Annotated in this window: 8 protein-coding genes and 4 pseudogenes; 3 read left to right on the top strand and 9 right to left on the bottom strand. The window is 70.1% G+C overall.

All coding sequences use genetic code 11. The features are described from left to right. Nucleotides 1-85 precede the first annotated feature (85 nt). Nucleotides 86-598 carry an HAD domain-containing protein gene (locus JNW89_RS01875; RefSeq protein ID WP_238447386.1) on the bottom strand — a complete coding sequence of 171 codons (513 nt, stop codon included), beginning with the start codon at nt 596-598 and terminating at the stop codon, nt 86-88. 486 nt (nt 599-1,084) lie between these two features. Between JNW89_RS01875 and JNW89_RS01870 the strand changes: the two genes are divergently transcribed. Together JNW89_RS01870 and JNW89_RS01865 are read left to right on the top strand one after the other, a co-directional pair. Then, nucleotides 1,085-1,972, top strand: a complete 888-nt coding sequence (locus JNW89_RS01870; protein ID WP_238447385.1) for a replication-relaxation family protein — start codon at nt 1,085-1,087, stop codon at nt 1,970-1,972. Nucleotides 1,973-2,352: 380 nt separating this feature from the next. After that, nucleotides 2,353-3,137 (top strand): annotated as a pseudogene (locus JNW89_RS01865) (DUF2637 domain-containing protein); the annotation flags it as partial. A 35-nt stretch (nt 3,138-3,172) separates the two neighbouring features. Here the strand turns inward: JNW89_RS01865 and JNW89_RS01860 are convergent. Further along, nucleotides 3,173-3,375 (bottom strand): annotated as a pseudogene (locus JNW89_RS01860) (hypothetical protein); the annotation flags it as partial. 313 nt (nt 3,376-3,688) lie between these two features. Next, nucleotides 3,689-4,369 carry a TetR/AcrR family transcriptional regulator gene (locus JNW89_RS01855; protein ID WP_238447383.1) on the bottom strand — a complete coding sequence of 227 codons (681 nt, stop codon included), beginning with the start codon at nt 4,367-4,369 and terminating at the stop codon, nt 3,689-3,691. Nucleotides 4,370-4,489: 120 nt separating this feature from the next. Here JNW89_RS01855 and JNW89_RS01850 point away from each other — a divergent pair, with 120 nt between their 5' ends. Then, nucleotides 4,490-6,085, top strand: coding sequence for a GMC family oxidoreductase (locus JNW89_RS01850; RefSeq protein WP_238447382.1), 1,596 nt, complete (start codon nt 4,490-4,492; stop codon nt 6,083-6,085). A 435-nt stretch (nt 6,086-6,520) separates the two neighbouring features. Here JNW89_RS01850 and JNW89_RS01845 read toward each other — a convergent pair. The 6 genes and pseudogenes from JNW89_RS01845 to JNW89_RS01825 all read right to left on the bottom strand — a co-directional run. After that, nucleotides 6,521-7,434, bottom strand: a pseudogene (locus JNW89_RS01845) (phosphotransferase). Between the two features lie 238 nt (nt 7,435-7,672). Continuing rightward, nucleotides 7,673-8,170: a methyltransferase domain-containing protein gene (locus tag JNW89_RS38485; RefSeq protein ID WP_375155030.1), complete on the bottom strand. Its 498-nt coding sequence runs from the start codon at nt 8,168-8,170 to the stop codon at nt 7,673-7,675. A 524-nt stretch (nt 8,171-8,694) separates the two neighbouring features. Continuing rightward, a pseudogene (locus JNW89_RS01840) lies at nt 8,695-8,817 on the bottom strand (YccF domain-containing protein); the annotation flags it as partial. Between the two features lie 91 nt (nt 8,818-8,908). After that, nucleotides 8,909-9,325 (bottom strand): DUF2399 domain-containing protein, encoded by a 417-nt coding sequence (locus JNW89_RS01835; protein WP_238447381.1) that lies wholly within the window; start codon nt 9,323-9,325, stop codon nt 8,909-8,911. Nucleotides 9,326-9,375: 50 nt separating this feature from the next. Continuing rightward, nucleotides 9,376-10,167, bottom strand: coding sequence for a TIGR02679 domain-containing protein (locus JNW89_RS01830; RefSeq protein WP_238447380.1), 792 nt, complete (start codon nt 10,165-10,167; stop codon nt 9,376-9,378). Beyond that, on the bottom strand, nt 10,164-12,655 hold a 2,492-nt coding region (locus JNW89_RS01825), incomplete at its 5' end, for a TIGR02680 family protein (RefSeq protein ID WP_238447379.1). The genes JNW89_RS01825 and JNW89_RS01830, both read right to left, overlap by 4 nt.

The following is a 12,655-nucleotide window of genomic DNA, read 5'->3' as shown; positions in this document are numbered from 1 at the left end:
CGGCATGGTGCGGGATCTCACCAGCGGCGGTCCCGAGTGGCAGACAGCCGTCAAGCGCGGCGACCGCGACGGCTTGGAGCTCGCTCTACCGCGCCTGCATGAGCCAGCGCTCTATGACCGTGAAGTCGTGCTCGGTCAGCCCGCGACGGGGATCGACCCGATGCAGCAAGGCCGGGCCGTGGTGATGAGTCGATACCCACTGCTGATCGGCATGGGAGATCTCGTCGTCGACCCAGACGAAGGGGCGTCCCTGCGCCCACTCGACCAGCCCACGGGTCTTCCAGTTCAGGACGCTCACCTCGTCGGAGTCGGGCCAGTCCACGACTGGCAGGGCAGGCAGCCCGAGCAGGGGTGCGAGCACGTCGTTCGCGTCGCTCATCCAGGTCGTCGCCCACACGAGATCACACGACACGGCCTTCAGCCGGCGGCCGTGTTTCGGATTGACCTTGTGCAGCAGGGGATGGGCGTCGACCGGTAGAACCGATGCCTCGCGGCGGCCATGCGACATGCCCGGCCCAGCCGCCGTCGGTGTGCCGAACGGGATGAGGGTGCCGTCCACGTCAAGGAACAGCAACGGACGCGGCGCAGGGTCGGACATGACCCAAGAGGCTAGCCCCCCGCCACCGGCTACCTCCGCGCTTTCCCAAGGCCATTCGTCTCGCTGCTGCTCCCGGCGGCCGGCAGGCGTGCGCCGCTGACGGCGACCACGGCAGGGTCGGCGCCGGGATGCATCTCACCGGGCCCTTTCCGCCTCGGCGGCGCCGGTGACCCGACCACGACACCAGCCCCACGTCCACACCCCTCAACCAAGGAGTTCTCGTGCTTTCGCCGACACCTTCAACGACTGCCGTACGCATTGGCAGTGATGAGTTCCGGCTTGATCCCCGTTCGGGGGTCGGGCTTGGCGTCAGCGTTGACGTCAGTCTTCAGCCGGACCCCCGAACCGACCCCCTGTCTCCTCTCACACCGCAGGCCAGCCCGTCTGTCAGCGCCGTCGGATTGTCCTGCGACAGACCCTGCCTGGTCTCGGGTCTCTCCCCTGGGGCTGGCTGGCATTCCCTACCCGGGAAGGAGTTGGTAGCCGGTGGATGATCCGGTCCTTCGGGTCCAGTCCCAGCTGACCGGCCGTGACCGTGTGCTGCTGAGCTGGTTGTACGACCATGGCGCGTTGACGTCGTTCCAGATCGCGACCGCCTTGTTCCCGTCGTTGGACTTCTGCCAGCGGCGGCTGCGGACCCTGTACCGGCTGCGGTTGGTGGCCCGGTTCCGGCCACAGCGGGCCGACGGCGGCTCGTACCCCTACCACTACGTCATCGACCAACTCGGCGCCGAGGTCGTGGCCGCCAGCCGGGACGAACGCCCACCACGGCGGGACTACGCCCGGGTGGAGCGGCGACGCTGGACCTCGACCCGCAGCCTCGCCCACCGCCTCGGGGTGAACGGCTTCTTCACCGACCTGGCCGGGCACGCCCGTACTCACCCGGGCACCGGCCTGGTGGAGTGGTTGCCGGAGGCGGTGTGCCAGCGCGCCGGTACGTTCACCCGCCGGCAGGATCCGGGGCTGGTGCGGGCGTACCAGCCGCGGGTCCGCCCGGACGGCTACGGCCGGTGGGTCGAGAACGGTATCGAGGTGCCGTTCTTCGTCGAGTACGACACCGGCGCCGAACAGCTGTCAATCCTGGCCGGCAAGGTGGACGGCTACCAGGAGCTGTTCGCGACGATCGGGCGGGCGTGGCCAGTGCTGTTCTGGCTGCACTCGGCCGCCCGGGAACGCAACCTACGCCGCGTGCTAGCCGACGCGCCGCTGATGGTTCCAATTGCCACTGGGGCCCGCGACCACGCCGCGACCGCGGGCCTGGGCCCGGCTGGGGCGGTGTGGGCCGTGGCCGGCGGGGAAGGGCAGCGGCTGCGGCTGGCGGATCTGGCCGGGTACGTCGCTGACGCCTCCGGTCTGGCGGGTGAGGCCGCGTGATCGGCGACGGCACGACGGCGGCGGACAGTACCTCCGCTGCGGATCGGACAGCAACGGCCGGCGTCGGTCACGGATCTGTCGTGAGCGCCTTGGCCGGTGCTGACAGATCCGTGAGAGCACCGGACGTCCGCTCCCACAGCGGCCGACCGCGTCCGGGTCCCGCGTCCGCAGCGGGCGGTCCGCAGCCGGCGTCCGGTCCCCGTCCCAACGGTTGTCCGACGCCGGGTCGGTCCGCAATCCGGTCCGGCCTCCTGCGACTGGCGGACGGGCCGTCGCTCCGGTCCGGGTCGGGGAGGTGATCGGCCACGACGGCACCGGTCTCTGACCCGGATACCAGTCCTCGCAGCAGCCGCATCGAGGGCGTCGTCCAGGTCGTCATCATGCTGGCCATCGGCGGCGCAGCGGGGGCGGCCAGCTTCACCCACGTGCACAACATGGCCGCCGCGCACGGCCAACCCGGCTGGCTGGCCTGGGCCGACGCGATCGTCCTGGAGCTGATGTCCATCGCCTCCGGCCTGGAACTCCGCCGCCGTAAACGAGCCCACACCTCCACCCTGTTCCCGGCCACCGTCCTGGCCTGCGCCGTCACCCTGTCCCTGGCGGCGCAGGTCGTCGAGGCCGAACCCTCGGTCATCGGCTGGGTCGCCGCCGCCGTGCCTGCGCTCGGATTCCTCGTCATGGTCAAGATCGCCCTCGGCCGGACCAGCACCGCGACGCCCGCCCCTGCCGTGGCGGTTGTGGACTGCGACCGGATGAGGCCGGTCGGACCGTTCCGGACAGCGGACTGGACGAGGCGACCCGGTGCGCCGTCACGGCGGGGGAGCGGTCCAGCACCCGGACCGTCCGCTCACCGGATGCTCGTCGCCGACATGGCGGACGGGACCGGCATCGGCGAGCGGACCGGGGACGGTCCGCGCAGCCGTCCGGCGATGTGGCCGAGCTGCTGCCGGCGGCGCGAACTGTTCGGGACCGGCTCGCGGCGGACGGGCAGGCGCTGACCCGGGCGGCGCTCGCCGAAGCCCTCCGCGCAGCCGGTCACACCGTGTCCAACACCCGAGTATCCGAACTCCTCAAGACCCTCAAGGTCGAGTCGTCGGCACCACCCGAGCTGATCGTGGAACCGGTCATGCCGACCAAACCGACGCCACCGCCGCTGTCACCGGACGGGGCAGCGGTGACCGATTGACGATCTCTCCGCCGTCAAGGACGGAGATTCCCTCCACGCTGCGCATCAATGAAACAAGTAGCCGAGATGAGTGCGTTGGCTGAGTCGTCTGGGGCAAGGACAACGGCGGTGCCGGTCACCGCGATACCGGTTCGCGGTTCGGCGGGGATCCCGATGGTCAGGACGCCGGGGGGCCCAAGTCCTGGCCTTGGTGCACGGTGACAGTCACGGGTGGCGCGAAGGGCAACAAGACCTCCGGGCTCCGCCCCGAACCCCGGCCCTCCTAGGAGAGTGGCGTACGGTGATCGCCGCAGGTGGTGGGCCGGTTGGGATGCTTGGCCCTCCATGGGGTTGAACCCCTGGCCGACTCCGGCTACGAAGGCGCTGGCCAGGGCATCCACACCCGTACAAGCAGCCTGCCGGCCCGGACCGGGGTGGGCTGGGTCACCTTCGGCGACGGCCGCCGCCTCGCGGTCGACAACCGCACCTACAACACCGTCCTTCGATCAATGCGGCGTCTCGGAGAACGCGGCTTGGCATGTGGCCGCCGGTTACGTGACGCGGGGAAGCCCTGCGAGATCGTGCCCGAGGGTGTGCCGGAGTGTGAGGACGTTGTCGGGCTCATGGCTGGGCTGTTCGATCCGGTCAGCACCCGGGGTACTTACGGCCGCGAGCGTCAGTTCGAGGAATCGTTGTGAGGCAGCCCGCTGCGGTGTCTCGCTGAGGCGCGCGAGGTGTTCGTTGAGAAACAGCATGAGGAAGATGTCTTCCACCCACCGATCGGTACGGAAGGTGCCTTCGGATTTTGCGCGAGCGATCAGTTCCTCGAACCCACTGAGGGTTTTGTGTCGTAGTCGGTCGACCTCGGCGTTTTCGCCTGCCGGGATCGCCCGGAGCGCGGCCAAGTGGTTGACCTCGTTGACCTGCTCGGTGAACAGCCATTTCAGGAAGCTGGTGAACCCAGACCAGCCGTCGTCCTCGGCGAGCGCCTCGGTGAGGGCATGCTCATGTCGCGAGAGGCTGCCAAGGACCACCTCGATGATCAGTCCCCGCCGATCGGAGAAGTGGCGGTAGAGCGTGGCGTTGCCGAGGCCTGCTCGCTTCGCGATTTCGTCGAGGGGGGCGTCGAGACCGTACTCGGCGAACACCTCGCGGGCCGCGTTCAACAGGGCTTGGCGATTGCGGCGTTGGTCCGTGCGGGGACGCCGTCGCTTGGGGTCCGTGTGTGCCATCGGATCGATCCTAACGACCGCGGACCGCGGCGTGGCCCACCCCACCGGCAAAACGTGGACTACTCCCCGTTTTCGGCATAGCCTGGGCTCACAGGTCAAAGACGGCCGAGGGAGCGGATCATGAAATTCGACTACGTCATCGTCGGCGCGGGCGCGGCAGGAAGCGTGCTGGCCAACAGGCTGTCGGAGAACCCGTCCAACAAGGTTCTGCTGCTCGAGTACGGGGGCGCGGACATCAACCCGATGCACTACATCCCCAAGGGCTTCTTCTTCACCCTCCGCGGTGAGCGCTACTCGTATCACTACCCCACCCAGCCGATCGGGCCCAGCGGGCAGATCGAGGCCTGGACGCGGGGCAAGGTGACCGGTGGGTCGACCACGATCAACGGGATGATGTACACCCGCGGCGCACCGGCCGACTACGACGCGATCGTCGAGCGGGGCAACCCCGGTTGGGGCTGGGACGACATGCTGCCGGCATTCAAGGCGATGGAGGACCACCAGCTCGGCCCCTCGCCGATGCGCGGCGCCGGTGGCCCCTACGGCGTCTCCATCAGCGAGGACGACGATGAGGTCACCACCGCCATCCTCGCCGCCGCCGAGAAGGTCGGCTGGCAGCGTTCGACCGACACCAATGCCCACGACGACGAACGCATCGGCTTCACCCCGTCATCGATCAAGAACGGCGTGCGGGTCAGTGCCGCCAGCGCCTTCCTGCGGCCAGCGCTCAAGCGGCCCAACCTGACGTATCTGAAGCGGACGAAGGTGGGTTACCTGCTCTTCGACGGGCACCGGGTCGTCGGCGTGCGTGCCACCCGGAAGGGGTCGGGGTACCAGGACTATCTGGCGGCCAAGGAGGTCATCCTGTCGGCCGGGACGATCGAGAGCACGCTGCTGCTGGAGCGATCCGGCATCGGACGACCGGAGGTACTCCGGGGCGTCGGGGTGGACGTCGTGGTGGAGAGCCCGAACGTCGGCGAGCGGGTGATCGAGCAGCGGGGCGTCAGCTTCCAGGTGAAGCTGAAGGACCAGATCGGCTTGACCCAGCGGCTCAACTCCGTGCCCAAGGAGGGCTGGGAGGGGTTCAAGTACCTGCTGACCCGCCGCGGCCCGATCGCCACAGGTGGATACGATCTCCTCTCCGCCTTCAAGTCCTCCCCAGAGCTTGAGCGGCCCGACATCCAGGGGATCTGGCTACCGATGGCGCTCGATGCCTCCTCGCCCACTATGAAGCTGGCCAAGCACTCGGGATTCATGTTCGTGGGGTACAAGATCAGGCCGACCACCGAAGGCTCGATCCACCTCGGGGGGCGACTTCCGGAGAACGCGCCACTGATCAACGCCCGGTTCCTCGAGACTGAGGAAGATCGTACGGCAACCTCGAAGATCCTCGATCGGGCTCGCGAGGTGGTCGCCCAGAGCCCGGTGGCGGACCTCGTCCAGGAGGAGGAGTTCCCCGGCCCCAAGGTGTCGACACCGGAGGAGGTTCTCCGATACTCGATCGACACCGGAGGCGGGATCTACCACGCCATCGGCTCGGCAGCCATGGGGCCCAACGATGACGATGTCGTCGACTCCCGCCTGAGGGTGCGAGGGGTGTCCGGGCTGCGAGTGATCGACGCTTCGGTCTTCCGGCAGCAGCCGTCAGGCAACACGGCGGCACCCACCATGGCCCTCGCGTGGCGCGCAGCCGACCTGATCGAGCAGGGCGAATAACAATGCGACATTGCGCAGAAGGGCAACCCGCCCGGTCGCAGACGCGAGCCCTTGCGTGACCGCGCGGTAGCCCCGGACGGCACCACGGCTCCGTCAGCCCCCAGCGCAGACGGAGCCGTGGCCGCTCCGAAGATCAGAAATCTGTGACTGGGTATGTCCACACACACCTTCTCCAACAGACCCGTGACGTGTTCCGATACGTACGGGATCCGCAGGAGACAGCCCCAGCGGAGCGGCGGGAGCTGTGATCGCCGCCAGCAGCGGGACGCCCAACGCGTCGATGGGAGGATGACCCCTGGAACCTTCGGGTATCCGCTCATGCCGCAATCCGCGCGTTACGTTGCGTGGTCGACTGTCATGGGTCGAGGGCGTCCGGAGTGCCGATGTGCGGATGGTTGATCACGCCGTCTGTCGGACGCAGTGGCGATCGCCGGGTCAGCGGATTGTGGCGATGAGGCGTTGCTGGGCGGCGTGGGCGGGTGGGCCCCAGGTGGGTTTGCCGCCTGGGCGGCCGTGGACGCCGGCGTGGCCGATGAGGATGCCGCCGAGGGCGCGTGCCATCGCCCAGCCGCGGGCGCGGCGCATGGTGGCGGTGTCCGGGGTCGGCCGGTATGCCGCGTAGAAGTGGTCGGTGGTGTCGTCCGGTAGCAGGAGCCACACGGCGGCGAGGTCATATGCCGGGTCGCCCGCGCAGAGGTCGCCGAAGTCGATCACGCCGCAGAAGGTGCCGTCGGCGGTGAGGACGTTGGCCGGGTGCAGGTCGGCGTGGAGCCATAGCGCCGGGCCCGTCCATTGAGGCGCGGTGACCGCGTCGTGCCAGACGGCGCGAACGGCGTTCGGTTCGTTGATCAGCCCTCGCTCGGTGGCGGAGGTGACCGCCTTGGCGAACTGTCGGCGCGGTCGGCCAGCGGCCCGCCGCGGTCCCGGCCTGCGGGCGCGCCGCTGGGGGCGGGTTGGTGAAGAGCCGTCAGGAAAGTGGCCAAGGTTTTGGCCGCGTCTGCAGCACGCGTGACGGGGGTCCGGTCGGCGGGTGTGCCCGGAACCCAGGTGGTGATGAGCCAGGGCCGAGGGAACCGTGCGGAGGGCTCGCCGAATCGCTGCGGGACGGGGGTTGGCAGCGGAAGGCGCGGGGCAAGCGTGGGCAGCCAGGAGTGCTCCTTGCGCAGCAGCGCGTCCGCGGACCCGGTCGCCCAGGGAAGCCGGACGGCCAGGTCGTCACCGAGCCGCCACAGTTGGTTGTCCCATCCACGCGCGCCTAGCCGAACTGGGCGATCGGCGAGGTCTTTGTGCTGGTCGCGTACTAGATCCCGGACCAGCTCCGCGGTGATCTCGATCTCGACGTGGGTCACGCGGAGCAACAGTAGTCCCGCAGCGCCGCCTGTTCACCCGGCAGCGGATCGCCGTCAACTACTGCTCACACTGGTTCGTATCGCGCTTCGTCTGGTCCGCCGCCCGCTCACTGCCGCGATCCGCGTGTTATGCAGCGTCACGCCGAGCTGGCCCGGTTGCCGTTCGGTCGTGCCGATGGCAGTGTGTGTCGGGGTTGCCGTGGACGCATACCCGTCCAAGGCGTCGATGTAGCGCTGGTCAGCTGGGGCAGTGAGACACGACCGGTGCGTCGCTACATCGACCGCCGGGCCCCTTCGTTCGGCTCAAGCCGCGGGATGGGTAGCTCCCGAAGCGGATCGCCGCCGTCGATGAAGAGTCGGGCGTCTGCCTTGGTCGCCCCGGCGATACGCTGCAGCACCTGCTGACCAGCCTCGGGGTGCGCCCGTCGAGGGCGCCAACGCGGACGGCGAACACGATCTCGTACGGCTCTTCCTGGGTCTGCAGGACGAAGTCTTCGGCCGCAACGCGGCGGACACTCATGCGGCCGGACCTGATCTCGTCCACTGCGGCTGCCTCTGCCTGGGCGATCGCGGTGGCAGACCGGTCGATGGCCAAGATGTGGCCGGTGGTGAGTCGGGCTGCGACCGCTCGTGCGGCCGCCCCGGGCCCGCATCCGATTTCGAGGACGCGGGAGTGCGGCTGAATGGGAAGCGCGTTTACGATCGCGGCGAGGCGGGGCGACAGAGAACCCGGCACAGCCAGAAGGATAAGCGACGACTCGCCTACGCGTGCGGCGGCAGCAAACACAGTGATCGCGCGTCTACTCCCTCGCAGCCTTCTCTGCTGCTTCGTGCGGTGTTCGAGGCGTCCGCGTCTGCCGCTGATGGACTACGTCGGGACGCTGCAGGGATCCCCCGTGGTCGAGTCACTGGGGAGCTCGCCGCCGACCGGCGTCCACTTACCCGGGCAGCGCTCGCCGACGCCCTCCGTCAGGCGGGCCACACCGTGTACAACACCCGGGTCTCCGAACTCCTCCAGATCCTCCGAGCCGAGACGTCCTCGACGCCCAGAGCGCATGACGAATCGCCTCATGCCCCGAGCCTGTGACGAACACCGCTGCCAGGTCGGTAGCGATGACAAATGTCAGCCCTCCGGACAACCGGAGCCCCCGCATTACCGGTGACCGCCCTCGGGGTCACGCCCCTGCAATCCCCGAATCCTCAGACATTCGAAGAACAGTCGGGAGAACACCGCTGATGAGCACCACCGTGAACCCAACCGACGCCGAACGGGATCGTGACGACCAGGACGAAGCAGACCAGCGCGGCGATGCCGTAGCCAATCGCGAGGACGAGCCCACCGCCGAAGATGAGCCACAGCATGTTGAGCAGGAAGCGAACCACCTCACCAGGATGACCGCCGCACTCCACCGACGACCTGCTCCGGGCCTGGTTCGCCGGGGTCCGTGGAGCACGACCTATCAATCCCCTGGAGTCATCTGTTCATGAGGTCGTCCAGCAGCGCGGCTACGACGCTCTCCTCGTGCACCACCAGCGCGTGCCGCCGCATCGCGGCGGCAAGTGCCGGGTCCCACGGCGTGTCGAGGTTCGGTCCGCTGAGTTCCCGCAGCGGCGTGCCGCGCAGCCGGGCCTCAGCTATCGCTGCCTCGTAGTCGGTGGACCGGAACCGCCAGGGAAGGGCCCCGGTTCGCCGCATCACACGCTCGGCGATGCCGATACCCGGCCAGTCGAAGTCGCCGTGGTAGATCAGCCGTACGCGGTCCTGCGCGGCCAGCGCGTCGAGCAGCGCGAGCGTGACGGTGGTGGGATTGCCGGAGGTGCAGACGAGGGTGGCCGGCGCGGCGGCGTCGGCGGCGGCTTCGAGCACGCGGGGGTTCTCGCAGACGTACACCGTGTCCTGGGCGATGAGCAGGTGGCCGAGCCGCCGGACGTCACGCAGGGTCAGGTGGGTTTCGGCGTGTTGGTCGGCTCGTTGCCGGAGGGAACGGGACAGCCAGTCGTCGGCGAGTGGGCGCAGCCCGTAGGTGAGGACGGTGGTGGCGACCGTGTCGCCGGCGACACCGGCCGACTCCCACAGTGCCCGCCGGGCGGCGCGTCGGGCGGCGGCTCGGAAGAGCCGGTCAGGGCCAGGGCGATGCCGCGCAGAACGAGCCGGGCCAGCAGGGTGTCGTCGTCCAGGCCGTGCGCGGTGCCGGTGACCCGTTCCGCCAGCTCGGTGCGGGACCACGGCGTGGACGGTCGGCTGAGGGTGAGGCCCAGCGCCGTGGTGGCCGCGGTGATCAGCCGGCGGGCCTCGTCGGAGGTGAGCCGGGCCAGCACGCCGCTGCGCCACAGGCTGTCCAGCCACCTGGCCGCCCAGTCCTGGTCGGCGATTCCGGCGGCTTCCACGGCGACGCGTCCGTGCTCGCGGAGCTGATCTCGTCGGGTGACCTCGGCTGCGGCGTCGGCCGGTCGATCGGGTACCGGACCGGTGAGCGCCTCGATCACCTCGATCAGGCCGGCAGCGGCGGCGCTGCTGGCGAGCGCCCGGTCGAGTTCGGCTAGGTCGATGGTGACCTGTGCGGCGACGGGCCGGCCGATCAGTAGTCCGACCACCTCCCGCTGTCTGTCGTCGAGGGCACGCAGCGACAGTCGTCCGCGGGCCGCGCGCCCGTTGCGGATCAGTCGCAGGCGCACCGCGGACCACAGGGGAACGAGTTCGGGTGCGCCGAGCCAGGCCAGCGGGGTGTTCACCGTGTCACCAGGTTGCGTCGGGAGCCGTCCCAGCGGAAGTGCAGGGTCGCCACGCCCGGCTGGGTGGGGTCGCGCAGGCATTCGTAGATGCCGAGCGACGGCACTTCCGGAAAGCAGCCCCACAACCGTTCGCTGGTGAGCACCGCGTCGAGGTCCAGGTCGACGAGCAGGCCGAGGAGGCGGCCGTGGGTGGGCTCGTCGACCTTCGCGAACGCGTCGTCGAGCAGGATCAGCCGTGGGGCGGGCGGGTGCGCCGCGCCGACAGAGGAGAAGTGCGCGGCGGCGGCGGCGAACAGCACGAGGTACGACACGACCCGCTGTTCGCCCTGGCTCATCGCGGTACGTGAGGACAGTGTCCGTTCCCGGTCCGGGTTGGCCTGGTCGGTCACCTTCACCGCGAAGGTGAACCATTGCCGGTAGTCCAGTGCGGTGCGCAGGTGGGCGCCGTACCCGGCGGAGGAGTCGGCTCGTCGGGCGTCCTCCACTCGTCGGGCCAGCACCTCTCGGAGCCGGTCGTTCTGCTCTCTGGTCCGCATCGCCAGTGGCGTGCGTAGCAGGTCCACCGCGGCCTTGGTGTCCGCGTCGGAGTCCGCCCGCAGCGTCCACACCAGCCGGGCGCCCAACCCGTGCGAGGTGCGGACTCCGTCCAGGGTGTCGTTCATGGCGGCGACGAGGTGGTGGGCGGCGAGGATCTGCCGGGACAGGGCGTCGCCCAGCTCTCCGAGCAGGAAACGTTCGAATGCCTGCCGCTCGCGGTCGGCGACTGCGGAGCGTTTGTCGTCCAGTTCCGTGCTCAACCTGGCCGCCGCCAGTGCCACCGGGTGCTGCCCGATGTCGTCGGCGATCTCGATCACCTTGACCCCGTCGCGGTCCTCCCAGATCAGGTCGTATCCGCCGGCGAGCCGGCCGCGTACGTCGTTGTACCGGTTGTGCAGGGCGTTTTCTCCGACGTCTTGCGTCTGCGCGCCGATCGTGGAGTGCAGGCGTCCGGCCAGTTCGTCGAGGTGCTGGATCCGTTCGCGGGCCGATTCGCCAGCCGGCCCGGCGTCGGTGAACGGGGGCAGGCCGAGTGCCGGGGAGACGCCGGGGAGGGTGAGGACCCGGGGGAGGGCTGTCCCGGCGGCGAGGGTGGCGTTTTCCTGTTCGGTGAGCCGCTGTCGGGCCTCGTCCCGATGGTTTTCGGCGCGTACGCGGTGGTCCCGGGCCTGCTGGTAACGGTGCCGGGCAGACGGCAGACTGTCCTGGGCCGCGCGGAGCCGTCGGTCGGCGTCGGCCTCGCGGGCGAGGACGTCGGCGGGGTCGGCGCCGAGGGATTCCTGGAGTACGGCCAGCGCCTGCGCGGCGTCGGCATGACGCCCCGCGGCGGCCGTGGCCTCCTCGTTGGCGGTCTCGCCGCGCTCCACGGCGAGCGCGTGGTCGGTGATCTTCTGCCGGTAGCCGGCAAGCTGCTCGTGCAGGATTTCGGTGCTCCGCCGCTGGCGGGGCAGCTCCTCGCCGAGCATTTTGAGTCGGACCTCGACGCGGCTCAGGTCGTCGGGATCGGCGGGCAGCAGGTGGGCCTCGGCGGCGGACGTCGCCTCCCGTTGCCGGGCGGTGGCCTCGGTGCGCCGGTCCCGGGCGGTGCGGCGGGCGCGTCCGACGTCGCTGGTGAGCCGCGCCAGCGCCGATGCCGCCTCATCGCGGCGCGCCCAGGCGGCCTGCAGCGGCCCGCCGTCGGGCAGGTCACGCAGAGTGCGGGTCAGCTCGTCGCGGGTCTTGTCGGCGATGGTCAGGTCGCCGTCGAGGGAGTCCTTCTCCCGCTGCGCCTGTTCGATCTCGGTGGCCAGCTCGGCCAGGCGGCGGGCGCGTAGCGCCGCCCGGTTGGCCGCGCCGACGTATTCGGCGGTCGGTTTGTGCCAGGTGCCGTGGGCGACGCCGAGGCGCCAGGTTCCGTCGTAGCCGACCCAGCTGGCTGCCTCGGCGGGCCCGAGGGCGATACCAGCCAGCAGCGGTGTCACCCGCTCCGCCCCGGGCACGGGCTGCAGCGCCTTGTCGAGGCCGGCTCCGATAACCGGCGGCCCGGGGCGCAGCAGGACCTCTCCGCTGCCGGCCACCACGGACCCGTCGGCGGTCACCCGGCCGTCGAGCAGGCCACTGGCCTCCAGTGCCGCCTCCAGCCCGGCCCGCTGCTCGGCGGTGACGTGTCCGGCGAAGTCGACGAGCCGGTACAGCGCGTCCTCCGCCGGCATGATGCTGCGGAAACGCGATGCCGGGGGCTGCGGATCGGCTTGTTCGGTCCACCGTCGGTGCGCTGCCCGCAGGTCGGTCATGGTCGCCTTGACCCGGTCGAGGGCGCGCAGCAGGTCGTCGCGACGGGCGTCGGCGGCGCGGCGTACCGGTTCGAGCGCGGCGTCGGCCGCGGACCGCACCGCCGGCGGTGTGTCGGTGGGCAGTGCCGTGTCGTCGTCGGCGGTCACGGCGCGCCGCAGTGCGGCGACGTCCGCGCCGA

This window comes from Micromonospora sp. 4G55, from assembly GCF_016803375.1.
The sequence above is the reverse complement of the archived record's forward strand: the minus strand, read 5'-3'. Positions and strand labels throughout refer to the sequence as shown.

What these genes read in the sequence shown, in the direction of transcription:
- JNW89_RS01875 (WP_238447386.1), bottom strand. Translation starts at nt 598, where the DNA reads ATGTCCGACCCTGCGCCGCGTCCGTTGCTGTTCCTTGACGTGGACGGC.
- JNW89_RS01855 (WP_238447383.1), bottom strand. Translation starts at nt 4,369, where the DNA reads ATGGCACACACGGACCCCAAGCGACGGCGTCCCCGCACGGACCAACGC.
- JNW89_RS01850 (WP_238447382.1), top strand. Translation starts at nt 4,490, where the DNA reads ATGAAATTCGACTACGTCATCGTCGGCGCGGGCGCGGCAGGAAGCGTG.